Origin of the sequence: Streptomyces sp. NPDC048277 (assembly GCF_040652235.1) — a bacterium.
In the GTDB taxonomy this organism is placed as follows: Bacteria; Actinomycetota; Actinomycetes; order Streptomycetales; family Streptomycetaceae; genus Streptomyces.
The window spans coordinates 428493-452220 of sequence record NZ_JBEZLQ010000002.1 but is presented as its reverse complement, the minus strand read 5'-3'; the positions used below and the strand labels follow the sequence as shown (position 1 = coordinate 452220).

The 23728-nt window shown below is 71.0% G+C and carries 22 protein-coding genes; 11 read left to right on the top strand and 11 right to left on the bottom strand.

The genetic code is table 11. The features are described 5' to 3' along the window. Positions 1–80: 80 nt before the first annotated feature. From AB0D85_RS06720 to AB0D85_RS06705, 4 genes are all read right to left on the bottom strand, one after another. On the bottom strand, positions 81–2063 hold the full coding sequence (locus AB0D85_RS06720; RefSeq protein WP_362314588.1) for a TerD family protein: 1983 nt from the start codon (positions 2061–2063) through the stop codon (positions 81–83). Positions 2064–2144: 81 nt separating this feature from the next. Then, on the bottom strand, positions 2145–2723 hold the full coding sequence (locus tag AB0D85_RS06715) for a TerD family protein (RefSeq protein ID WP_362314585.1): 579 nt from the start codon (positions 2721–2723) through the stop codon (positions 2145–2147). Positions 2724–2880: 157 nt separating this feature from the next. After that, positions 2881–5028 (bottom strand): excinuclease ABC subunit UvrB, encoded by a 2148-nt coding sequence (uvrB, locus tag AB0D85_RS06710; RefSeq protein WP_362314582.1) that lies wholly within the window; start codon positions 5026–5028, stop codon positions 2881–2883. 40 nt (positions 5029–5068) lie between these two features. Beyond that, complete coding sequence (locus AB0D85_RS06705; protein ID WP_362314579.1) at positions 5069–5935, bottom strand: MHYT domain-containing protein; 867 nt, start codon at positions 5933–5935, stop codon at positions 5069–5071. A gap of 277 nt (positions 5936–6212) precedes the next feature. On the opposite strand from AB0D85_RS06705, the gene AB0D85_RS06700 reads away from it, so the two are divergent. Further along, positions 6213–7082, top strand: coding sequence for a glycerophosphodiester phosphodiesterase family protein (locus AB0D85_RS06700; protein ID WP_362314576.1), 870 nt, complete (start codon positions 6213–6215; stop codon positions 7080–7082). 50 nt (positions 7083–7132) lie between these two features. Beyond that, on the top strand, positions 7133–7687 hold the full coding sequence (locus AB0D85_RS06695) for a methylated-DNA--[protein]-cysteine S-methyltransferase (RefSeq protein ID WP_362314574.1): 555 nt from the start codon (positions 7133–7135) through the stop codon (positions 7685–7687). 32 nt (positions 7688–7719) lie between these two features. Here the strand turns inward: AB0D85_RS06695 and AB0D85_RS06690 are convergent, their stop codons facing one another. Continuing rightward, positions 7720–8139: a VOC family protein gene (locus AB0D85_RS06690; RefSeq protein ID WP_362314571.1), complete on the bottom strand. Its 420-nt coding sequence runs from the start codon at positions 8137–8139 to the stop codon at positions 7720–7722. Positions 8140–8238: 99 nt separating this feature from the next. On the opposite strand from AB0D85_RS06690, the gene AB0D85_RS06685 reads away from it, so the two are divergent. Together AB0D85_RS06685 and AB0D85_RS06680 are read left to right on the top strand one after the other, a co-directional pair. Beyond that, a complete protein-coding gene (locus AB0D85_RS06685) occupies positions 8239–9147 on the top strand; it encodes a pseudouridine-5'-phosphate glycosidase (RefSeq protein WP_362314568.1) in 909 nt (302 codons plus the stop codon). Positions 9148–9215: 68 nt separating this feature from the next. Beyond that, positions 9216–10139, top strand: coding sequence for a PfkB family carbohydrate kinase (locus AB0D85_RS06680; RefSeq protein ID WP_362314565.1), 924 nt, complete (start codon positions 9216–9218; stop codon positions 10137–10139). Positions 10140–10208: 69 nt separating this feature from the next. Here AB0D85_RS06680 and AB0D85_RS06675 read toward each other — a convergent pair whose 3' ends face one another. After that, positions 10209–11003, bottom strand: coding sequence for a methyltransferase (locus tag AB0D85_RS06675; RefSeq protein ID WP_362314562.1), 795 nt, complete (start codon positions 11001–11003; stop codon positions 10209–10211). Between the two features lie 254 nt (positions 11004–11257). Between AB0D85_RS06675 and AB0D85_RS06670 the strand changes: the two genes are divergently transcribed. Continuing rightward, a complete protein-coding gene (locus tag AB0D85_RS06670; RefSeq protein ID WP_362314560.1) occupies positions 11258–12385 on the top strand; it encodes a magnesium and cobalt transport protein CorA in 1128 nt (375 codons plus the stop codon). A gap of 24 nt (positions 12386–12409) precedes the next feature. Here AB0D85_RS06670 and AB0D85_RS06665 read toward each other — a convergent pair whose 3' ends face one another. Together AB0D85_RS06665 and AB0D85_RS06660 are read right to left on the bottom strand one after the other, a co-directional pair. Continuing rightward, the gene (locus tag AB0D85_RS06665; RefSeq protein ID WP_362314557.1) at positions 12410–12823 is read right to left on the bottom strand and encodes a PPOX class F420-dependent oxidoreductase; all 414 of its coding nucleotides are present in this window, start codon (positions 12821–12823) and stop codon (positions 12410–12412) included. 94 nt (positions 12824–12917) lie between these two features. Continuing rightward, positions 12918–13550, bottom strand: coding sequence for a uridine kinase (locus AB0D85_RS06660; protein WP_362314554.1), 633 nt, complete (start codon positions 13548–13550; stop codon positions 12918–12920). A gap of 434 nt (positions 13551–13984) precedes the next feature. Here AB0D85_RS06660 and AB0D85_RS06655 point away from each other — a divergent pair, with 434 nt between their 5' ends. The 3 genes from AB0D85_RS06655 (at position 13985) to AB0D85_RS06645 (ending at position 17022) form a co-directional block, all read left to right on the top strand. Then, positions 13985–14686: a DUF2293 domain-containing protein gene (locus tag AB0D85_RS06655; RefSeq protein WP_362314550.1), complete on the top strand. Its 702-nt coding sequence runs from the start codon at positions 13985–13987 to the stop codon at positions 14684–14686. 168 nt (positions 14687–14854) lie between these two features. Continuing rightward, a complete protein-coding gene (locus AB0D85_RS06650; protein ID WP_362315223.1) occupies positions 14855–15334 on the top strand; it encodes an anthrone oxygenase family protein in 480 nt (159 codons plus the stop codon). A gap of 200 nt (positions 15335–15534) precedes the next feature. Then, positions 15535–17022, top strand: a complete 1488-nt coding sequence (locus AB0D85_RS06645; RefSeq protein ID WP_362314547.1) for a glutamate synthase subunit beta — start codon at positions 15535–15537, stop codon at positions 17020–17022. 168 nt (positions 17023–17190) lie between these two features. Here AB0D85_RS06645 and AB0D85_RS06640 read toward each other — a convergent pair whose 3' ends face one another. From AB0D85_RS06640 to AB0D85_RS06630, 3 genes are all read right to left on the bottom strand, one after another. Continuing rightward, entirely contained in the window at positions 17191–17973 is a 783-nt protein-coding gene (locus AB0D85_RS06640; protein WP_362314544.1) for an SAM-dependent methyltransferase, read from the bottom strand. Between the two features lie 104 nt (positions 17974–18077). Beyond that, positions 18078–18353: a DUF397 domain-containing protein gene (locus AB0D85_RS06635; protein WP_089100964.1), complete on the bottom strand. Its 276-nt coding sequence runs from the start codon at positions 18351–18353 to the stop codon at positions 18078–18080. Then, positions 18354–19214 (bottom strand): helix-turn-helix transcriptional regulator, encoded by an 861-nt coding sequence (locus AB0D85_RS06630; protein WP_362314541.1) that lies wholly within the window; start codon positions 19212–19214, stop codon positions 18354–18356. 505 nt (positions 19215–19719) lie between these two features. Here AB0D85_RS06630 and AB0D85_RS06625 point away from each other — a divergent pair. From AB0D85_RS06625 to AB0D85_RS06615, 3 genes are all read left to right on the top strand, one after another. Continuing rightward, positions 19720–20268: an ATP-binding protein gene (locus AB0D85_RS06625; RefSeq protein WP_362315221.1), complete on the top strand. Its 549-nt coding sequence runs from the start codon at positions 19720–19722 to the stop codon at positions 20266–20268. Beyond that, a complete protein-coding gene (locus AB0D85_RS06620; RefSeq protein WP_362314538.1) occupies positions 20265–20699 on the top strand; it encodes a hypothetical protein in 435 nt (144 codons plus the stop codon). The genes AB0D85_RS06625 and AB0D85_RS06620 overlap by 4 nt, the downstream gene beginning before the upstream one ends. Before the next feature lie 818 nt (positions 20700–21517). Continuing rightward, positions 21518–23428: an ABC transporter ATP-binding protein gene (locus AB0D85_RS06615; RefSeq protein WP_362315219.1), complete on the top strand. Its 1911-nt coding sequence runs from the start codon at positions 21518–21520 to the stop codon at positions 23426–23428. Positions 23429–23728 lie beyond the last annotated feature (300 nt).

Genomic DNA, 23728 nt, shown 5'->3' with positions numbered 1-23728 from the left:
TGAGGAAAACAGTACCCCAATCACCAAGGAAAGGTAAAGCACTTGGCAAAAGAAAGACCAAATACGCAGGTCAGGGCACTTTACATGTCCTTGGTGCGAGCAGCCGTCACCCGGGTGAGCACCTGCTGGAGCACATGGCTGCCGACCGGCACGAGGCAGGGCTCGTACGTCCAGGCATGCCCCACCCACGGATCGGCCAAGTGATCGTCCGGTACCGGCGTGAGTCGCATCAGTGAACGCCACAGTGGATCGAGCAACGGGCCGTATGCGGCGGCGTCCTCCCGGTCGGCGACCAGCAGGAGATGGACGCCGACGTCCGGGCCCTCGTCCGCGAGGTAGCGCAGCTGGGTGACGGCACGGTCGTCGAAGCCGTGCGGGAAGTCGTTGACGATCAGCAGCTGCCGCGAGATGTCCAGACCGGGCGGCAGCGCGTCGGCCGCGCCACCCTGCACCGCCATCTGCACCAGGTCGACACGCTCGGTCAGTCGCCCCAGCACCTCGGCCACGCCGACGGCGCCCGCAGCGGGCGGCGCGGCCAGTGCGCCGGCACCCGTCAGCGGTGCCAGCGCGGACGCGCCGGAACCGGCCGGGTCGATGACCTGCACGCCGAACTCCCCCGCCGGGTGAGCAGCGAGTAGTCGGGCCGCGAGCGCCACGGCCGTGTGCATGGCGAAGTGGCGCACCTCGCCGGCATCGGACCCGGATCCGTCGGGGGAACCGCTGTCGACCCACAGCCCCCGCTCCAGGGGCAGCCGGACCAGCATCGGAATGCGCAGCGGAGCGCTCTCCGGGAGGTGGAGGTCGCCCAGTCGCACGGCCATCGGCAACTCGGTCGGCACCCGGTAGCCGTGCCAGACGGGGTTGTCCCAGCGGGCGTACGCCGGCGGCAGGGCCGGCTCGACGACCTCGGACTCGGCGGTGAGCTGGGCGAGGTCACGGTCGAGGGCCGCCCGAGCCTGGTCGACCAGCCGGGCCTGCCGGGCGCGGGCCTCCTCGCGTGCGGCGTCGCCGGTCGAGCCCAGGCGGTTGCGCGGGTCGGAGAGGACCTGGTCGAGCTCCTTCTCCATGCGCGACTCGGCGAAATCGACGGCACTGCGGTAGGCGGCGGTGGAACGGGCCAGGTCCTCGAACATGCCCCAGACCTGGTTGTACAGCCGCTCGTCCATGGACCAACCGACCGCGTCACCCGCGACGGGCGGCACGGGCCCCTCCGCCGAGGCGGAAACCGCCGGGGCCGAGGGCGGGGACGTCTGGCGGCGTTTGGGATGGGTGTAGTCGATGGGGCTGCCGGTCGGCGTGGAAGGCTCTGTGGGGCCTGGTGCGCCGACAGCGCCGGATGCACCGGGTGGGCCGGATACGCCGGAGACCGTGGGCCTGCCGTCACCGGGTGTCTGAACGTCGTACGGGGATTCGGCACCGGAAGCGGTGCCGGAGAGGTCGGGGCCGGTGACGGATGGGGCCGTACGACGGGAGCGATCGGTCTCCGTCGTACTCGCCGGGACCGAACGGGCCATGCCCCGCGCCACCGCTTCCTCGATCCCGCAGGCGAGTTCGGCGGCCTGGGGCAGGCCCTGGTCGGCCAGGAGCGCGGTGAGGCCCTCCGCGTAGCCCTGGCCGACCGCGCGGATCTTCCAGGCGTCCTGCCGACGGTAGAGCTCCAGAGCCACGACCGCCGACTCGGCGTCCAGGCCGGTGAGGGTGTAGGCGGCGACCTCGGTGCCGTCGAGGCCGGTCACCGCGACACGGGGCGCGGCCACCGCGCCGAAGCGGAGCGGGCCGCCGGGCGTGGCAGGCAGGGCGATCAGCACACTGACCCGGTGCACGGCCTCGGGCATGGCGTCGAGATCGGCGGCGAGGCGGTGATCGGCGGCCGCCTGTCGGGAGACCTCGATCCCGGGGCGCGTGGGCGCTCCCGGATGGACCACCCGGTCGGCGCCCCGCACTCGGCCGTTCTCGTCGGCGAGGGTGGCCCCGGCGACGACCGGCACATCGGCCGAGATCCGGATCTCGATCCGGTTCCGCGAGAGTGGATGGTTCTGCCCGCGCACCAGCTCGGCCGCCATGTGCCCACGTCCTCCTGTGTGTCGTGTCGTCGTGCGCCGCCGGCCCTCTCCCGGAGGCCGAAGGGCTGGAGGACCGAAAGGCTAGAGGACCGGCAGGATCGTCGGCACCAGGTCCTGGAAGGTGCGGCCCTTGGCCGGAACTCCCAGGGCCGTCATCGTCCAGCCCGAGCCCGAGCGGTGCACCTTCGCCATGATCTGGGCGGTGTACTCGCCGCCGCCGTCGAGCGTGTAGCGGGCGAGTTCCTGGCCGTTGCTCTCGTCGACCAGCCGGCAGAAGGCGTTCTGCACTTCCTGGAAGGTCTGGCCGGTGAAGGAGTTGACGGTGAAGACGATCTGGTCGACGTGGACCGGAACGCGCGCGAGGTCGACGAGGATGGCCTCGTCGTCGCCGCCCTGGCCCGCGCCGCCGACGAGGTTGTCACCCGTGTGGCGGACGGAGCCGTCGTCGCTCACCAGGTGACGGAAGAACACGACGTCTACGGGCTGCTTGTCGGCGAACAGCACCGCAGAGGCGTCCAGGTCGATCTCACGGGTGCGCGAGCCGAACAGCCCGCGCCGGGGCGCCGCCTTCCAACCAAGTCCCATACGGACGGAGCTCAGAGAGCCTCCGTCCTTCTTCTCCAGGCTGATGGCCTGACCCTTGGTCATGTTGACCGTCACGGCTGCTTCCCCTCGTCGGATGTCCCCTGCTGCCGCGGAGTGCGCGGTTGACCAAAACCCTATGCAGCGCCACTGACAGTGCCGAACCCCGGCCCGCGCTTTGTGTCGGTCTTGCAACACTTCGCGCACTTACCGGGGTCCGCCAGCGGATCAGGGGTCAGGCCAGGCCCGCCTCCCTCATCTGGCGCAGTTCCTTCTTCATCTCGGACACCTCGTCACGCAGCCGGGCCGCGATCTCGAACTGCAGATCTGCGGCGGCGGCGCGCATACGCTCCGTCATCTCCTCGATCTGCTCCCCGAGTTCGGCTGCCGGGCGGTCGGTGGGCACTGTTTCCTTGGCCTTGCCCTTGGCGGCCTTGCCGGCCTTCGCGCCCTTGGCCGCCTTGTCGCCCAGGGACGGAACGGGGGCCTTGGCGCCCTTGCCGTCCTTCAGCTTCCGGTAGCCCGAGCCGAGCAGCTGTTCGGTGTCGACCTCCTCGCGGGCGATCCGCGCGACGATGTCGTTGATCTTCTTCCGCAGCGGCTGCGGGTCGATGCCCTTGGCCTTGTTGTAGGCGACCTGCTTCTCCCGGCGCCGGTTGGTCTCGTCGATGGCCTTCTCCATCGCCGGGGTGATCTTGTCGGCGTACATGTGGACCTGGCCGGAGACGTTGCGCGCCGCGCGGCCGATGGTCTGGATCAGCGAGGTGCCGGAGCGCAGGAAGCCCTCCTTGTCGGCGTCGAGGATCGCCACCAGGGACACCTCGGGCAGGTCGAGACCCTCACGCAGCAGGTTGATGCCGACCAGGACGTCGAACTCGCCGGAGCGCAGCTCGCGCAGCAGCTCGACGCGGCGCAGGGTGTCGACGTCGCTGTGCAGATAGCGCACCTGGATGCCGAGCTCCAGGAAGTAGTCGGTGAGGTCCTCGGCCATCTTCTTGGTGAGCGTGGTGACCAGGACGCGCTCGTCCTTCTCGGTGCGCTTGCGGATCTCGTGCACCAGGTCGTCGATCTGGCCCTCGGTGGGCTTGACGACGACCTCGGGGTCGACGAGGCCGGTGGGACGGATGATCTGCTCGACGACGCCGTCCCCGCGGGAGAGCTCGTACGTGCCGGGGGTGGCCGACAGGTACACGGCCTGCCCGATCCGCTCCTGGAACTCCTCCCACTTCAGGGGGCGGTTGTCCAGGGCGGAGGGCAGCCGGAAGCCGTGGTCCACGAGGGTGCGCTTGCGGGAGGCGTCACCCTCGTACATGGCGCCGATCTGGGGGACGGTGACATGCGACTCGTCGATGACGAGCAGGAAGTCGTCCGGGAAGTAGTCCAGCAGGGTGTTGGGCGGAGAGCCGGGCAGGCGGCCGTCGAAGTGCATCGAGTAGTTCTCCACGCCGGAGCAGGTGCCGATCTGGCGGAGCATCTCGATGTCGTACGTGGTGCGCATCCGCAGCCGCTGGGCCTCCAGGAGCTTGCCCTGCTTCTCCAGCTCCGCCAGGCGCTCCCCCAGCTCCTTCTCGATGTCGTTGACGGCCCGCTCCATGCGCTCGGGACCCGCGACGTAGTGCGAGGCCGGGAAGACGTACAGCTGCTGGTCGTCGCTGATGATCTCGCCGGTGAGCGGGTGCAGCGTGGACAGCGCCTCGATCTCGTCGCCGAACATCTCGATGCGGACGGCGAGCTCCTCGTAGACCGGGAAGATCTCGATGGTGTCGCCGCGGACGCGGAAGGTGCCGCGTGTGAACGCCAGGTCGTTGCGCGTGTACTGGATGTCGACGAAACGGCGCAGCAGGTCGTCGCGGTCGATCTCGTCGCCGATCCGCAGCGGGACCATCCGGTCGACGTACTCCTGCGGCGTACCGAGGCCGTAGATGCAGGAGACCGACGCGACCACGATGACGTCGCGGCGGGTGAGGAGCGAGTTGGTCGCGGAGTGGCGCAGCCGCTCGACCTCCTCGTTGATCGAGGAGTCCTTCTCGATGTAGGTGTCCGACTGCGGGACGTACGCCTCGGGCTGGTAGTAGTCGTAGTACGAGACGAAGTACTCGACCGCGTTGTTCGGGAGGAGCTCGCGGAACTCGTTGGCCAGCTGGGCGGCCAGCGTCTTGTTCGGCGCCATCACCAGGGTGGGGCGCTGGAGCTTCTCGATCATCCACGCGGTGGTGGCGGACTTGCCGGTGCCGGTCGCGCCGAGGAGGACGACGTCCTTCTCACCGGCCTCGATGCGCTTGGCAAGCTCGGCGATGGCCGCCGGTTGGTCGCCGCTGGGCTGGTACGGGCTGACGACCTCGAAGGGCGCCACCGTGCGTTCGATGTGGGAAACGGGCCGCATGGCATCCACCGTACGACCCCGCACTGACAACCGGTTCTGATCAGCGGTTCTGCGGGGTGCGCGAGCTGTGGTGGCTCTGCTGGCGGCCGACGCGCGGGGACGGGCGGCGGCTCGGGTGGTGGGTGACCTCGTCGGCCGGGACGCCCGGCTTGTGCTCCACACGGAGCCGGTCGGGCTTGCCCATGACCATCAGCGGATCGAACATCACGACGACGGCGGCGAGGCAGAGGAAGGTCAGCGGGCCGATCAGCATGGGGGCGAGCAGCGAGGCGGGTGAGTCACCGGGGGTCGTCACCTCGTGGCCGTGGAGGTGGACGGTGAGGGCGGCCATGCCGGTGTAGTGCATGCCGCTGACGGCAAGCCCCATGACGAGGCTCGCGCCGACGCTCCACAGGAAGCCACGGATCTGCCCGGCCGCCCACAGGGCCGAGGTGGCGGCCACCACGCCTATCACCACCGACGCGGCCACGGTCAGCGTGTTGTACTCCAGGTTCCCGTTCAGGCGCAGGCCGGCCATGCCGAGGTAGTGCATCGAGGCGATGCCGAGACCGGTGATCGTGCCGCCTGTGAAGAGGGCGGTTCCGGTGGCGCCCCGGTAGCCGACTATGAAGATCCCGACGCCCACCATGAGGATGGCGAGGCCGAGGCTCGCGTAGGTGAGCGGTTTGTCGTAGTGGATCGGCGTCTCCTTGACGCTGAACCCCATCATGGCGACGAAGTGCATGGTCCATATGCCGGAACCGATCGCCGCCGAGCCCAGGGCGAGCCAGGCGGGCCGCCAGGAGTGGGCCACCAGCATCGCCCGGGTCGTGCAGCGCAGCCCGAGGGCACCGCCGAGGCAGGCCATCAGATAGGCCACCAGCGGGGTGACGACCCCATAGCTGAATCCGTCGACCGTGCCCTGCATACGTGGCTGCCCTTCACCCTTTGCGTCCCGGAATATTTGATATGCGCCCCCGTCCCAGGACCGCCCGAGCGGTCAGGGTTGACGCAGAGAGTATGACTCCCACTGGAATGGTCGAACGATTTTCCGGCAAAGAAACACGCCCTTGCCGCAGTTGTGCGGCACCAGTGAGCGGACTTGGGCAACTCCATTCAATCTGTGGTCATCCCGTACCCGCCCGTTGTTGACTCCCTGCTGTCAGTCTTGTGCTGTCCGTATTCGCTGGACGTGAGGAGTCCGTATGCACGCGCGCGCAGTCGCCGCCACGACCACCGCGCTTCTGGGAACGGCCGCCCTGCTGAGCCCTGTGCCCACTGCCCGGGCGGGCGATGCCGCGCAGCCCACGGTGCTCGCGCACCGGGGCGCCTCCGCCTACGCCCCGGAGAACACGCTGGCCGCCATCGACAAGGCGGCCGCGATGGGCTTCACCTGGGTCGAGAACGACGTCCAGCGCACCAGGGACGGCCGGCTCGTCGTCATCCACGACGACAGCCTCGAACGCACGACCAACGTCGAACAGGTCTTCCCGGGCCGGGCGCCCTGGAAGGTGAAGGACTTCACGGCCGCGGAGATCGCCCGGCTGGACGCGGGCAGCTGGTTCTCGCCCTCGTACGCGGGCACGCGCGTGCCGACGCTGGCGCAGTACATGCGCAGGGTCGAGCACAACCACGAGAGGCTGCTCCTGGAGATCAAGAACCCGGAGCTGTACCCGGGCGTCGAGCGGCAGATCCTGAAGACGCTGAGCAACGAGGGCTGGCTGGACCGCGGCCACCTCGACCGGATCGTCGTGCAGAGCTTCAGCGCGGACAGCCTGCGTATCGTGCACGAGCTGAAGCCCTCGGTGACGACCGGCTACCTCGGCACGCCGTCCGTCGCGTCCCTGCGGCAGTACGCGCGCTTCAGCGACCTGATCAACCCCTCGGTGGGGTCGATCTCCACCGGCTATGTGTCAGCCGTGCACTCGGTCGAGGGACCGCACGGCAGGCGGCTGCGGGTCTTCACATGGACGGTGAACGACGCGGTCACCACGTGGAAGGCCGTCGGCTACGGCGTGGACGGGATCATCACCAACAAGCCGGACGTGGTGCGGGCCGCGCTGCGCGCGAGCTGAGTGCGGCCGGGCGGCGGGCGTTGTCAGTGGCGAGCCGTACGGTGGGGCGCATGGACAGCGAAGGGCAGTACGAGCAGCGGGTGGTGTGGGCCGTCGTGGACAGCGACATCGGTCCGCTGCTGCTGGCGGCGACCCGCGAGGGCCTGGTCAACGTGGTGTTCCACGCCACCGACGCGGTGCGGGAGCGGGCTCTGGAGCGGCTGGCGGCCCGGCTGGGCGCCGAGCCCGCCGAGGATCCCGCGGCACCGGTGCTGGCCGAGGCGATACGCCAGCTGCGGGCGTACTTCGCGGGCGAACGGCAGGACTTCGACCTGCCGCTGGACTGGTCGCTGATCTCCGGCTTCAACCGGCAGGTGCTGCGCGAACTGGCCGCCGGTGTCCCGTTCGGCGCGGTGGTCGGGTACGGCGATCTGGCGGGCCGGGTCGGCCAGCCCGGCGGGGCGCAGGCGGTGGGGGCGGCGATGGGTGCCAATCCGCTGCCGGTCGTCGTGCCGTGCCACCGGGTGGTGGAGAGCGACGGCGGCATCGGCGGGTTCGGGGGCGGTCTGGAGACCAAGCGGAAGCTGCTCGCTCTGGAGGGTGTGCTGCCCGAGCCGCTGTTCTGAGCCGCCCGGGCGCGCGGTCGGCGGTAGTGCCGTCAGCCGTAGTGGCGTGCCTCGACGACGTTGCCGTCCGGGTCCCGGAAGTAGAAGTTGCGCGGGGCCTCCCCGCGGGCGCCGTAGGAGTCGTGGCCGATGTCGGTCATGGGGACGGCATGGTCGGCCAGGCGGGCACGCAGGGTGTCGAAGTCGTCGGACGGCAGGGACAGGCAGATGTGGTTGACGGGGTGGCCGGCGGAGCCGGGGAACGCGGGCACGCGCTCGGCGAGGGTGAGCGGTGCGAGGTCGAGGATCGTCTCCTCGTTGACGCGTACAGAGGGGAACGGCACCTTTCCCTCGGCGAACTCGGTGACCCGCAGCGGCTCCAGGCCGAGCATCCGCCCGTAGAAGCCGGCCGCGGCGACCGGGTCGGCGACCCACAGGACGACATGGTCCAGACGTGCCGTGTGATTCGTCATGCGGCCCAGGCTGGTGGTGTCCCCCACAGGCCGCAAGCGTTTATCCGGGTGTGCCGCCCGCCAGAGATGAGGGAAGACCGACGGACAGGAGGCGGGCGCGTGGTGCTGGTGGTGTCGGAAGAGGTCCGGGAGGCGCTCGACGCGGGCCGGGCGGTGGTCGCTCTGGAGTCCACGATCATCGCGCACGGGCTGCCGCGTCCGCGCAACCTCCAGGTGGCGCTTGAGCTGGAGGACACGGTACGGCGCGAGGGTGCCGTGCCCGCGACCATCGCGGTGCTGGACGGGCGGCCCCGTGTCGGCCTGGACAAGGAGCAGTTGGAGCGGATCGCCAACGAGGACGGGATCCGCAAGCTGGGCCACCGTGACCTGCCGCTCGCCGTGGCGGCGGGGGCGAGCGGGGCGACCACCGTGTCGGCGACGGCGCAGCTGGCGGCGCTGGCCGGCCTCCGGGTGTTCGCGACGGGCGGTCTCGGCGGGGTGCACCGGGAGTGGACGGTGACCCAGGACGAGTCCGCCGACCTGGGCCTGCTGGCGCGCACCCGGATCACGGTGGTGTGTGCGGGCGTGAAGTCGATCCTGGACGTGCCGGCGACCCTCCAGCGCCTGGAGACTCTCGGCGTGGCGGTGGCCGGTTACGGTACGGACCGCTTCCCGGGCTTCTACCTCTCCGACTCCGGGTATCCGGTCGACTGGACCCTGGAGACCCCCGAGCAGGTCGCGGAGGTCATGCGGGCGCAGGACACGCTGGCGGCGGCGGACACGGCGCTGATCGTCGCCAACCCCGTCCCGGAGGCGGAGCAGCTCGATCCCGCGCTGCACGCGCGCGTGCTCGCCGACGCGCTGCACGCGTGCGACGCGGAGGGGATCACCGGTCAGGCGGTCACGCCGTTCCTGCTCGGCTATCTGGTCCGGCACACGGACGGCGCCTCGCTGGAGGCCAACCTGGCGGCCGTGCGCGGAAACGTGCGGCTGGCGGCGCGGATCGCGTCGGCGTGGGCCAGGGGGTGACACCGGGCCCGGAGGTGACGCCGGGCCGGGGAGTGGCGCCAGGTCGAGGGGCGACGCCTGGCGGGGCCGTGCCGCCGGGCTCGGGCGGAGCGCTGCTGGTCGTCGGAGACGTCGTCACCGACGTCGTCGCCCGGCACACGGGGCCGCTCGCGGCCTGCACCGACACGGCCGCCGTGATCCGGACGCTGCCCGGCGGCGCGGGCGCCAACGTGGCCTGCTGGGCGGCTCACACGGGCTGTGCGGACGTACGGCTGCTGGGGCGGGTCGGCGCGGACGCGGCGCAGTGGCACGAGCGGGAGCTGGTCGCCGCCGGGGTGCGGCCGCGGCTCGTGGTGGATCCGGAGGCCGCGACGGGAACGGTGATCTGCCTCGTCGACAACGGCGCCTCCGGCGAACGTACGTTCCTCACGGACAGCGGGGCGTCCCTGCGGCTGGAACCCGCCGACTGGTCGGACGCGCTGCTCGACGGGGTCGTCCGGCTGCATCTCTCCGGTTATCTGCTGTTCTCCGAGCCCAGCCGGGCGCTGGTGGCGGTGGCACTGGCGTCGGCACGCGCGCGTGGCGTGCCGGTGAGTCTGGATCCGGCGTCGGCCGGGTTCCTGGTGGCGCTGGGCGTGGACCGCTTTCTGGCGCTCGTGGAGGGTGTGGACATCCTGCTGCCGAGCCGGGACGAGGCGTGTCTGCTGACCGGACTGCCCGATCCGGCGGACGCGGCGGCCAAGTTGAGCCGCCAGGTGCCCCTGGTGGTCGCCAAGTCGGGGGCGGACGGCGCTCTGGTCGCCAGGGCCGGCGACATTCTCGCGCGGGTCCCGGCGGCCCCGGCGGCGCCCCGGGACACCACGGGCGCCGGTGACGCCTTCACCGGGGCGTTCCTCGCCGCACTCGTCGCAGGCGCGGAGCCCGAGGAGGCGGCGGCGCGGGGCTGCCGGGCGGGCGCGCGGGCGGTGGAACGCGTGGGTGCCAGACCGCCCGCGGCCGACCCGGCGCCTTGACCGGGCCAAGCGGACAACGAACAACAGACGACGGACTACGGACGACGGAATACGTCGTGTGCGGCTGGACTACGGCTTGTGGCCCCACACCGAGATCATCGGGGCCGTCGCGAGGTCCATGGTGCCCGCCTCGACGTTGGCCAGGTGCTGGTCGATCTCCTCGTCGGTGGCCAGGCCAGCCGTGACGAGCCGGCCGCGGATCTGCCGGACCGTGGCGGACTCCAGGGCGGTGCAGGCGGGCGAGGCGACGGGGAAGTAGGCGTCGGCCTCGACGTTGTGCAGCCCGGTCTCGCGGAGCAGCCGCGGGAGCTTGCGGCCGTACGACAGGTCGGCGCCGCGTTCGGCGAGGAGCTTGCGGAAGCCCTGGCGCAGCCGGTTGGCGAGTTGCTGCTCGGGGCCGTACTCGTAGGGGCAGGTGAGGGGCTGGAGGGCGGGGTCGGCGTCCTCGATCAGCAGTCGCCCGCCGGGGCGCAGGGCCTTGATCATGGAGCGCAACGCCCGCTCCCGGTCGGGCACATGGACCAGGACGAGCCGGGCGTGCACCAGGTCGAAGCCCTCCCCCGGCGGCTCTTCGGCGCCGACGTCGTGGGTGCGGACCTCGACCGGTGGCCGGGCGGCCGCGGCGATCAGCGAGGTGTCGATGTCGGTGGCGACGACCTGACCGGTCGGGCCGACCTTCTCGGCCAGCCAGGACACCACGGAGGTGCCGCCGGCCCCGACCTCCCAGCACCGCCAGCCCGGTCCGAGGCCGAGTGCCTCGAGGTGCCGGAAGGTGGTGGGGTCGAAGAGGGCGGCGAAGGCGTCGAAGCGCTGTCCGGCCTCGCTCTGGCGGTTGTCGAGGAGATATCCGTCGGCTCGTGTCATGAAGCGATGATCCCAGTTGCCCGGCTTGTCCGGGACAGCCGACGCTCCGGTTCGGCGCAGGGGGGACGGGCATCGGACTCGGGGCACTCGTTGTGGACCTGTGGGAACAGGAGCCGGAAGCCGCTTGTCCACAGGCGGGAACTTACCGGAATGTCCTGCTCCCCCAGGCTTACCCGCGTCTCACGCCGGGCTGGCAGACTTGCCGGGCAAGGCGCGGAGGCGTTGTGCGAGGGGATCCACGCAAGGAGATCCGGATGACGATGGCAGGGAATCTGCGGAAGGTCACGGGGCTGGGCAGGGCCGGCGGGCTGCGCAAGGTGGCGCGGCTGGCCCGGCGGCGGCCCCGCGTCGACCTGAACCATCACGCGCGGTCCCCGCTGGGTTCCTCGGTGGTCAACTGTGTGACGTACGAGGACGGGGTGCGGGTCCCGGAGTGCAGTGACCTCTTCTCCGCGGTGGAGCGGGTGCGCAAGAAGGGCGAGGGGTTCGTGTGGCTGGGGCTGCACGAGCCGACGGACAGCGAGTTCGCGGGCATCGCCGAGCTGTTCGACCTGCACCCGCTGGCCGTGGAGGACGCGGTCGAGGCCCATCAGCGCCCGAAGGTGGAGCGGTACGGCGAGACGCTGTTCGCGGTGTTCAAGACGGTCTGCTACGTCGAGCACGAGAAGCTGACGGCGACCAGCGAGGTGGTGAACACCGGCGAGATCATGGTGTTCGTCGGCGAGGACTTCGTGATCACGGTACGGCACGGCCGGCATGGCTCGCTGGGGCCGCTGCGGGAGGAGTTGGAGACCACGCCGAGTCAGCTCGCCAAGGGTCCGGCGGCGGTGCTGCACGCGATCGCGGACCATGTGGTCGACGACTATCTGAACGTCACGGACTCGGTGCAGGCCGACATCGACCAGGTCGAGGCGGACGTGTTCGCGGAGAACGGCGCGCGGGCCGACCCGGGGCGGATCTACCAGATGAAGCGTGAACTCCTGGAGCTGAAGCGGGCGGTGGTACCGCTGGGCCGGCCGATGGAGGACCTGACCGCCCGGCCGATACGGGTGATCCCCCCGGAGATACAGACCTACTTCAGGGATGTGTTCGACCATCTGATGCGGGCCAAGGAGCAGATCGCGGCCTTCGACGAACTGCTCAACTCCATCCTCCAGGCGCATCTGGCGCAGGTGACGGTGGCACAGAACGAGGACATGCGGAAGATCACGGCCTGGGCCGCGGTGATCGCCGTGCCGACGATGGTGTGCGGGGTGTACGGCATGAACTTCGATCACATGCCGGAGCTGCACTGGCGGTTCGGCTATCCGCTTGTCATCGGCGTCATATCCGCGGCGTGTCTGACGCTGTACCGGGGATTCCGGCGCAACGGCTGGCTCTGAGCCGCGAGGATCCCCGAGGCCGGCTCAGGCGGAGAAGGCGACGACCCGCCGCGGGACGACCCTGATGATCACGCGGGTCTCGTCCTCCTTCTCCGCGGGCGGGTCGATGCCGAGGTATTTGTGGGAGAGCTCGTACGGAAGCCGCTTGTCCTCGTCCGGGAGGATCTCGGCGGTGCCGCGGATCTCGGCCGAGTGGTAGGGGTTGGCCAGATCGAAGACCGTGAGGCTGACTCGGGGGTCCCTGCGGAGGTTGCGCACCTTCTGGCGGCCGTCGGTGGAGGAGAACAGCACCGTGTCGCCCTCGCGTTTGAACCAGACCACCGAGTTCTGCGGGGCGCCGCCGGGGCCGAGGGTGGCGACGCTGGCGAAGTTCTTGCCGTCGAGGAGGGCCCGGACGGAGTCGTCGAAGGTGACGGGAGCGTTCGATAAGGTCGTCATGCGATCAGGCTAGTTACATGCACGCACATATAAAAGGGGTTTGCCGGATCGCCCGCAGAAAGCGTTTCGCCGGCCCGGCCGCGGACGCTGCCGCTCAGCCGCTCCATGCCGGGTGCCGCGGGTCGTCGGCCCGGACCAGGACGTCGGCCGAGCCGGCGGGGTCGGTCTCGTCCGCGTAGCGCTCGAAGGCGGGGAGGGTCCAGTGGTCGGTCTCGGGGGTGCGGCGGCGCAGGGCGCCGGGAGACAGCAGGAGGTGGACGGTCAGGTCGAACGGGAACCAGTGCCGCAGCAGAAGCGGCCCGTGCAGCAGCAGGAGGCCACCGGGAGGGAGTTGGACATAGGGGCTGCGGGTGGCGCGGTCGGTGGCCGGGTCCCACAGGTCGGGCAGGACGCGGCCGGTCCCGCCGGGGTCGAGGGGGCCAAAAACCTCCCGCCAGAGCGCGTTGGTGTCGAACCAGCCGCCGTAGTAGGACTCCGCGTCGCGACGGCCGTGCTCCAGGCGCAGTGAGGCGGGGCGCAGGAAGCCCTCGGCACCCACGACGAGCGAAGGCCGGCCCCGTACGCGCAGCGCCTCCGCGACGCGCTCCGCCAGGTCCCCGGGCTGGGCGGCCGGGGCACCGTCGAAGGCGACGCGCGGCCAGGCGCCTCCGTCGGCGGGCTTCAGTTCGTCCAGCCGCTCGGCGAGACGCTCGGCGAGCCGGTCCCAGGTGATCGCTTCGAGTCGCACGGGATCATGATGCCGGGTCGACCGCCAGGGGGTGTCCGGCGGATCGGGTCGGCTGCAAGTGGCAGCGCTTCTCGGCCGACCGCGAGCGGGGTCGTGGGGGTCCTCCCACGCGAGGTTGTTCAAGTGTGGGGGAGCATGCAACTGCAAGGCGGAGGAGGCGTAGCCCATCAGCCGCTGCCGCGGCGGGCGACGCGGTGGGGGCACCTCCCGGCCGAAGGCTGGGGGACGTCGGCGACCGACGACAACGCGGCTGGGGGTCCCCACGCCTTTAAGGCAGTGGGGGGAGTGCGTGGCAGGCCCCGCCACGCCGGCATGATCCGCCGGACACCCCCTGAGGCACGCCCGGGTGGTTCCGGCGCAGACACGGTCGTTCGTGCCGGCGGACACCGGTGGAAGACGTGGGATCGGTCCGGGGAAAGGGGAAAGTACCGCATATGACGCGCCTCGCAACTCCCCCTCATCACGGTGGACTTCTGGTCGTGCAGCCCGTTCGGCACAAGCGGTGTGTGGCGTGCCGACGAGGGCCGTTGTCGTTGCTGGTGCTGGAGGACGGGGCGCCGCGATGTCTGGAGTGCGCCGATCTCGGGCATCTGGTGTTCCTGCCCCGCGGGGACACGGCGCTGACCCGGCGGTCGCGGGAGGAGAGCTCGCTGTCGGCGGTGGTGGTGCGGTTCAACCGGCGCAAGAGCCGTTACGAGCGGCAGGGTGTCCTGGTCGAGGAGGACGCGCTGGCCCGGGCCGAGGCACGGTGTCTGGCGGACGCCGAGGCACGGCGGCGGCGCCGGGCGCGGGACGCGAAGCGGCGGACGGCACAGGACGTGCGGTTCACGGAGGCCTTCGCGGCGGAGATCCTGCGGTTGTTCCCGGGCTGTCCGGTGGAGCGGGCGCGGGCGATAGCGGCGCACGCGTCGGTGCGGGGCAGTGGACGGGTGGGGCGGACCGCGGCCGGGCGGGCGTTGTCGGAGGGGGCGGTGATATCGGCGGTGGTGGCGGGGGTGCGGCACGTGGACACGCCGTACGACCAGCTGCTGATGAGCGGGGTGCCGCGGTACGAGGCACGGCGGCGCATCGCGGGGACGGTGGAGGCGGTGCTGCGGGAGTGGGAGGCCGGGGTGCAGGTCCGCTTGACCGGCTGACGCCGGGCAGGGCTGTGCAGGCACCGCCGAGGTGCTGATGGAGTGGCTACGGGGGGTGTTTTTGGACGGATGCGTATGTGGACGTGTTTCACAGCCATGGGATGGGGTGGCTCGTGGGCATTGACTTGAGTGGCGGAGGTGTCCAGGGCGAGAGTGGGTGTGGTGGTCGTGATCGACGGGCCGTATTTCGTACTCGTGCTGCTGGGGGTGCTGGGGACCGGGCTGGTCGCGGGGGTGTTCTGCGGGTTCTCGACCTTTGTGATGCGCGGACTGGCCTCCTTGCCGCCGGCGCAGGGGGTCGCGGCCATGAACGCGATCAACCGTGCCGCCCTGACGCCGGCGTTCATGCTGGTGTTCGCCGGGTCGGCGGTGCTGTGCGCGATGATCGCGGTGGTGACGTTCGTGCTGTGGCCGGACGCCGGGAAGGTGGAACTGCTGCTGGCCAGCGCGCTGTACGTGTTCGGTTCGTTCGGGCTGACCGTGGTGGTGAACGTGCCCCGGAACGAGACACTGGCCAAGCTGGAGCCGGGCACCGCCGAGGCGGCCTCCTACTGGCCGGTGTATGTGCGTGAGTGGACGCTGTGGAACCACGTGCGCACGCTCGCGTCGGCCGCGGCGGCGGTCGTGTATGTACTGGCCCTGTCCTGAGGGGGACGTGGGAGAAAACTGGCCGCCTGCTGGCTCCCTACTGGTCTCCTGCTGGCTTCGGGCTGACTCCCTCCTGAGGAAGACCCCGCAGAAAGCGCTGTCAGCCACTCTGCGGTCGTCACCGAGCGGACGTATTGTGGCCGAAAGAGTGCCGCCCGATGATGCACGGCTCGTGGTAGACGCACACGAGGAAGACGACCATGGCCGATCCCAAGGGTTTCATGACCACGCCGCGCGAGGAGTGGCCGCGGCGGCCGGTCGAGGAGCGGGTCCGGGACTGGGACGAGGTGTACGTCCCCGGGGCGCTGCTGCCCATCATCAGCAAGCAGGCGGACCGCTGCATGGACTGCGGGGTGCCGTTCTGCCATGACGCCTGTCCGCTGGGCAACCTGATCCCCGAGTGGAACGACCTGGTGTCGCGGGAGGACTGGCGGGCGGCGAGCAACCGGCTGCACGCGACGAACAACTTCCCCGAGTTCACCGGGCGGTTGTGTCCGGCGCCCTGCGAGGCGGGGTGTGTGCTGGCGATCAACCAGCCGGCCGTCACGATCAAGAACGTCGAGTGCGCGATCGCCGACCGGGCCTGGGCGGAGGGGTTCGCGTCGCCGCGGCCGCCGGAGCGCCTGTCCGGGCGGACCGTGGCGGTGATCGGTTCGGGGCCGACCGGGCTCGCGGCGGCGCAGCAGCTGACCCGGGCCGGTCACACGGTCGCCGTGTACGAGAAGGACGACCGGCTCGGCGGGCTGATGCGGTACGGCATCCCCGAGTTCAAGATGGAGAAACACCATCTTGAACGGCGGCTCGGGCAGATGCGGGCCGAGGGGACGAAGTTCCGTACGTCCGTGACGGTCGGGCGGGACGTGGGCGCGGCGGAGCTGCGTGCCCGGTACGACGCGGTGGTGATCGCGACCGGGGCGACGGCGTGGCGGGAACTTTCGGTGCCGGGCCGGGAGTTGGACGGGATACACCAGGCGATGGAGTATCTGCCGCTGGCCAACCGGGTGTGCGAGGGAGATCTGACGGAGTCGCCGATGTCGGCGGCGGGCAAGCATGTGGTGATCGTGGGCGGGGGTGACACGGGGGCGGACTGCCTGGGGACGGCGCTGCGGGAGCGGGCCGCATCGGTCACCCAGCTGGACATCTACGCGCAGCCGGGGGCGGAGCGGGACGAGGACCTCGAGCCGTGGCCGACGTATCCGAAGCTCTACCGGCTGTCGGCGGCGCACGAGGAGGCGCGGGACCTGGAGACGGCGCCCGCGGCGGACGCGGACGCGCGGTTGTTCGCGGCGTCGACGCTCCGCTTCACCGGCGACGACAGCGGGCATGTGCGGTCGCTGCATCTGGTGGAGGTGGACGCGGCTCGGCTGCCGGTCCCGGGGACCGGGCGGACGCTGCCGGCCGACATGGTGCTGCTCGCCCTCGGTTTCTCCGGGCCCGACCGTGAGGACGGGCTCATCGACCAGCTGGGGGTGGTGACGGAGCCGCGCGGGACGATCGCCCGGGACACGGAGTTCACCACGAACGTGCCGGGCGTGTTCGCCGCCGGGGACGCTGCGCGCGGGCAGTCGCTGATCGTGTGGGCGATCGCCGAGGGGCGGGCGGTGGCAACGGCCGTCGACCGCTACCTGACCGGGAGTTCCCAGCTGCCGTCGCCGATATCGCCGCACGACCGGCCGATGACCGTATAGGGGAGGGACGGCGGTGAGGGTGAGGGTGGAGGCGGGGGCGCGGATCGCCGGCGACGGCTGACGCGCCCTGCGGAGACCGGCACCCGGTCACCGGCCGGTGACCACCGGCCGTGACCACCAGCCCTGGCCACCGGCCCCAGCTGGCGGTCACCGCCCCTCCGCCTAGACCTACGGCTTCCGGGCCACCGCCCCGTACCCCGGAATCACCCCGTCGTCCTGACCGGGAACGGGCTCGCCCAGCTCGGGATGCCACAGGTGCGGCACCTCGACGCCCGGCTCGACGAGTTCGAGGCCGTCGAAGAAGCGGCCGAAGTCCTCCCGGGAGCGCAGCGCCAGCGTGACCCCGGACGCCTTGAGTTTGGCGGTGGCCGCCGCCGACTCCTCCGGAGTGAAGTCGGCGGTGGCGTGGGTCATCATCAGGTAGCTGCCCGACGGCAGTTCGGACAGCAGCCGCCCGACCAGCGCGTGCGCCCCGTCCTCGTCGGAGACGAAGTGGAGCAGGGCGACCAGCGACAGCGCGACCGGACGGTCGAGGTCCAGGACCTCGCGCGCGCCGGCCAGGATCCCCGCCGGGTCACGCACATCGGCCTGGAGGTACTCCGTCGCCCCCTCGGGCGTGCCGCGCAGCAGGGCCGCCGCGTGAGCCAGCACGATCGGGTCGTTGTCGCAGTAGACGACCCGGGACTCGGGCGCGACGCCCTGGGCGATCTGGTGCAGGTTGGGCTCGGTCGGGATGCCCGTGCCGATGTCCAGGAACTGCCGTACGCCGTGCTCGGCCAGCCAGCGGGTGGCGCGGTGCATGAAGGCGCGGTTGACCCGGGCCATCACCGGCACCCGGGGGTCGAGGGCCAGCATCTGCCTGCCCATCGCCTCGTCGACGGGGTAGTTGTCCTTGCCGCCGAGATACCAGTCGTACATGCGCGCCGGGTGCGGCTTGCTGGTGTCGATCACGAGGTACTCCGTAGACGTCTGACGTGGTCGATGATCAATTCAGCACCATTACAAAGAAGTTGAATAAGAAGAAAGAAAAGGAGGCAGACAGAGACAGAAGGGGTTCAGGAGAGCAGGAAGTCGGCCTCCCCCGCCTTGGCGCCTTCGATGAAAGCCGTCATCTCGTCCGTGGTGTAGATCAGCGCCGGTCCGTCCGGGTCGGTCGACTGGCGGACGGCTATCCGGCCGTCGGCCAGCTTCATCGCCTCCAGGCAGTTGCCTCCGTTCCCGCCGCTCCACGGCTTGTGCCAGCCCTCGCTGCCCAGTTCCCGGGCGGGCATGCCGTTGTAGATCCGCTCGGTGCGGTTCCGCGGCCCGGACTGGGGTTTGATGCGATCCATTCACAGCTCCTTGCGGAGATCCCGGAGGATCTCCTTCGTGCGTTGTGCCGTAGCGGCCTGCGCCGCCATGCGGTCCATGACCTCGAGATGGGTCGCCACCTCGGTGCGCGCGTCCAGGTAGACGGCGCCGGTCAGGTACTCGCTGTAGACCATGTCCGGCAGTTCGGGCATGGCGAATCGGAACAGCACGAAGGGCCCGTACGTCCCCGGGTGCGGCCCGCTAGAGAACGGGACGACCTGGAGCGTCACATTGGGCAGCTTCGTGACCTCGATCAGTCGGTCGATCTGCGCGCGCATCACCTCCGGTCCGCCGACCGGGCGGCGCAGGACGGTCTCGTCCATCACCGCCCAGAAACGGGGTGCGTCGGGACGGGTGAGCAGTTCCTGGCGTTGCATGCGCAGGGCGACATGGCGCTCGATGTCCTCCGGCTGGGTCTGGCCGATGGCGCCCGACTTCAGCACCCCGCGCGCGTAGTCCTCGGTCTGCATCAGCCCGGGGACGAAGTGCGGCTCGTAGGAACGGATCAGACTCGCCGCGCCCTCCAGGCTGACGTACATGGAGAACCAGCCGGGGAGGATGTCGTGGAACCGCTGCCACCAGCCGGGCTTGTTGGCCTCCTCGGCGAGCCGGACGAAGAGGTCGGCCTCGTCGTCGGTCACCCCGTAGGCCTTCAGGAGCAGTTGGAGGTACGGGATCTTGAGCGCGACCTCGGCCATCTCCATACGGCGGACGGTGGCGGGCGCCACCCGGAGTACGCGGGCGGCTTCCTCGCGCTTGAGCCCGGCGCGTTCCCGTAGGTCGAGGAGGCGCCGGCCGAGGACCACCTGGCCCACCGTCGGCGCGGACCGCGGCTCGCTCACGCTCCACCTCCACGAAGTTCCCTGGCCGGGCCGCCGCTTGGGCTCACCGGTGTCACGGCCGTCCACATCTCCAGGCACCTACAGGTGTCACCAGGCATGCTGACAACCCGGCGGCGCCGTTCGAAGGCTCATTCGAAAATCTGACGGAACGACCACGGCACCCAGGACAACCGGACCGGCTGGAACGACCGGATCGCCCGGGTTGTTCACAGTCCGTCACATCGTGCCGCATAGGCCGGATCGGTCCGCCGGATCCTCACTGATCCCAACTGGCGCCGCTCGACATGCTGTTGCGAGCAGTGTGCCACGGCCTTTCACCGCGTCACACAGCACTCTGCATTTTTCAGAGTGACACTTGCCAAGTGTTCACGGCGGGGCGATAGTGGCAAGCGTGATTCCGTCCGCGCCTTTAGGAACAGACGCCGCCGGGGACCGTGTCGGTCTCGGCGCTGCCACGGGAGTCGCCCCTGTTGAGGGCGCTGCCGAGCGCCGGTTCCGGTTCGAGCTGGCCGCTCATCCGGGTTCCCCCGCCCAGGCAAGACGCCTGGTGCGTGCCCGGCTGACCGGCTGGTCGGTCTGCGCGGACACCTGTGACACCGCCGCGCTCGTCATATCCGAACTGGTCACCAACGCGATCGTGCACACCGCGAGCAGTCGCGTCGTGTGCGAGTTGCACGACCACGACGACACGGTGCGCATAGCCGTGCACGACGAGGGCTGCTCTCCCGACGAACCCCACCCGTCCCCACAGCGGCCGGAGGAGGAGCACGGGAGGGGATTGCTCCTCGTCGACGCGTTGTGCCTGGCCTGGGGGGCGCAGGAGCACGGGCCCGGGCTGCTGGTCTGGGCGGAGCTGCCGCGCCAGACCGACGCGGCCCGCGACACCGCCGAGCCCCGTAACGACCTGGGCTGGGGAGCCCGCCCCGAGCCCGGTACGTCACGTGGCTCGTCCCGGGGTCCGGCGCACAGTCCGGTGCACCGTCCCTCTCCGGGTTCCGGCGAGGAGGGGCAGTCGCAGGCGCTGGGTGGGGTGCCCCGGCGGAGGCCGGCATGAGCGGCACCGCCGGGGTCGGCCGGCCGCTGGGCCTCGACACCCTGGTCCGCCTCAAGCGCGGCCGGTGGCCGGCGACGGGCGGCGACTCCCGGAGATCACCGGTGCCCGAGGGCATGACGACCCCCCTGGGCTGCGACGCCGTGGCCGTACCGGCGAGGCTCGGACCGCTGGTCGTGCCCCGGCTGCCGCGGGTGGGATGCGTGTACGCCGATGGCACGCACTGGTGGTGGATCGTTCCGGCGGACTCCGACTACGCCCTCACCTGGCCGGCCCCGGCCCAATACAGCGCGGGCGCCCCGCTCCCCGGCGCCGCCCGTCTGATCCACCGACCCGCGGGTACGGTGCCGTACACCCCGCCGATACCGCTGTACCTCGCCCTGTGCCGGGTGACGGGCACGACCCCGGAGTGGTCCCGCCCCCTGAGCGCGTGACCGCTGCGCGGGGCTGGCCGACGGCAGCGTGAGGTCGGCCGGCCGACGCCCGACCGCGCGGCGGCGCGAGACCGGCGGCGCGTCGGCGCGAGACCGGCCTGCTTATCGGTCAGCCTCGCGAGACCGCCCGGCATGACAGCCAGCAACGCACGTCTCGCCGACACGACAGCCGGCGAGCCCGCTGGCTGGCCAGCCCTACGAACCGACCCGGCTTGTCAGCCGCCATCGCGAGACCAGCCCACAGGACAGCCGGCATCGCAAGACGGCTGGCATGACATCGGCCCGGCCGCTCGGGTAGTAGATCGGCTCGACCGCGCGCACCGGAGACCGGCCCGGTCAACCGCACCCCAGACCCGCCCAACCACCCGGCCACCCGGCCACCCGGCCACCCGGCCACCCGCGCAGAGGATCCGGCATGTCTTCTGGCCGCGCAGGCCGCCGGACCGCCCGGACCGCTCAGCCCGTCTAGACCGCCAGCCCGCCCAGCCTGACAGACCGCCCACACCGCCCACACCGCCCAGACCTCCCTGGCCGCCGGACCGCTCAGCCCGCCGCCGCCCTCACCGCACAGCCCGCCAGGCCGCTCAGCCCGCCAGGCGGCCCCGGCCGCCCAGGCCGTCCCCGGCCCACACCCCCCGCGCACTCCCCCGTGCCCCGGGATCCCTGTCGCACGCCCTGCCGGGCGGCCGTTCTGCCCGCGATAGTGGCCGTTCGTCGACGGCCCCGGGAGGATCGCGGTGAGGAAGAGGCAGGACACGGTGGCACCCGATGTGTCGGAGTCGGAGCGCCTGCTGTTCGGAGGGCCGCTGCGCTACGACATGGGCTGGAACCAGCACGGGGACGCCTTCCTGGAGCTGGACTTCCGCGCCATGGTGACCCGTCTGCCCGGCATGCTCTCCTCCAGTCTGCGGCTGGCCCGGCAGGCCGACGCCCAGGCCGCGCGTATCGTGCTGGCGGCACAGGTGGGCGTCGGCGTGGCCCAGGCCGTGAGCCTGCTGGCCGTGAACAGCGTGCTGGGCCGGCTGATCGGCAGCGGCGCCATCGAGCAGCGGCTGCGCGGCGCCGCCCCGGCGCTGGTGATCATGGCCGCGGTCCTGCTGGTGGCCGCCCTGCTGCGCGCCGCCTCGACGTACGCCACGGGCCGTCTCGAACCCAAGGTCGAGCGGGTGGCGACCGAGATGTACCTGGAGCGGGCGGCCGCCGTCGAGCTCGCGGCGATCGAGGACCACGCCTTCCACAAGCTGTTGGACACCGCGCAGTACGGCGCCTCCTCCGCCCGCCGCATGATCAGCTACGGCACCCGCGTGGTGAACGCGATGATCTCGCTGATCGCCGCGGCCGGTGTGCTGACCGTGCTGCACCCGGCGCTGCTCCCGCTGCTGATCACGATGACGATCCCGAGCGCCTGGGGCGCCCTGACCAACGCCCGGCGCCGTTACGAGTCGTTCCACACCTGGATCCAGCACGCCCGCGCCGGCCATCTGATCAGCGCCCTGCTCACCGAGCCGGAGGCGGCGCCGGAGATCCGGGTGCACGGGGTCGGCCCGTTCCTGCTGCGGCACTTCCGGGCGATGTCGGAGACGGCGGAGGCCGAGCAGGCCCGGCTGGCCAGGCTGGCCGCCCGTACCGGTCTGATCGCGGCGGCCTGGACCGGCCTCGCGACCGTCGCCACGTACGCCACGCTGGGCGCGCTGCTGCTGAGCGGGGCGATGGCCCTGTCGGTGGCCGGTACGGCGGTGATCGCGATCCGCACCGGCTCGGCGAGCCTCGACACGCTCGTGCTGGAGATCAACACACTGCACGAGGAGGCGCTGTTCGTCGGCGATCTGGAGCGGCTGTACGTCGAGGCGGCCGAACGGGCGATCCCGGTCGGCGGCGACCAACTGCCCGAGGACCCGCGGGAGATCCGCTTCGAGAACGTCACGTTCACCTATCCGAGTGATGATCCAAGCGATGATCCAGGTGATCAGGCGGGTGATGATCGCGGTAATGCCACCCGTCCCGCCCTCGACGACGTCACCCTCACGTTCCCCCTCGGCCGGATCGTCGCACTGGTCGGTGAGAACGGCTCCGGCAAGACCACCCTGGTCAAGCTGCTGGCCGGGCTGTACCAGCCGGACCGGGGCCGCATCCTGTGGGACGGGGTCGACGCGGCGAAGGCCGACCGGCACCGGCTCGCCGAGCGCATCGCGATGGTCGCCCAGGACTTCAAGCGCTGGCCGTTCACCGCCAAGGTGAACGTGGCCGTCGGCCGCTCGTCGGCGCCGCTCACCGAGGAGCGGCTGGCCACGTCGGTCGCCGAGGCCGGCGCGGAGGAGGTGGTCGAGGATCTGCCGCGCGGCCTGGACACCCTGCTGGCCCGCAACTTCAGCGGTGGGCACGAGCTGTCCGGCGGCCAGTGGCAGCGGCTGGGTATCGCGCGGGCCGCCTACCGGCGCGGGCACATCCTGATCGTGGACGAACCGACGGCCGCCCTGGACGCCCGGGCCGAGCTGGAGGTCTTCGAGAAGATCCGCGCGCTGGCGGGCAGCGGGCAGACCGTCGTACTGATCACCCACCGGCTGGCGTCGGTCCGCCATGCCGATCTGGTGCATGTCCTCGACCAGGGCCGGGTCGTGGAGTCGGGCACCCCCGAGGAACTGCTGGCGAGCGGCGGGGTCTACGCGGAGTTGTACGCGCTCCAGGCGGACCAGTTCACGGTGAAGCTCCCGGCCCGCAAGGCGGGTTAGCTCTCTGCGACGTCTCCGCGCACGATCACCAGGAACGTGTCGGTCGCCAGGTCCATCACGACCTCTGCCGGCAGCCCTTCCAGCCGCCTGGCCTGTGCGAACTCCTCCGCAGGCCATGATCCTCGCGGTCCGCCTGCGGGAAAGCGTTCGAGCACGGTTCGCCCGTTCACCATCCTGCACCTCCAGAAATGCGTCGTACTTGTAGGAGTTAACGCTCTGGAGAACACGAATGGCTCGCCCGGTGACGGTACTGAGACATAGCCGACACGCCACCGGCGCGGAGTGTGAGGGTCCGTTGAC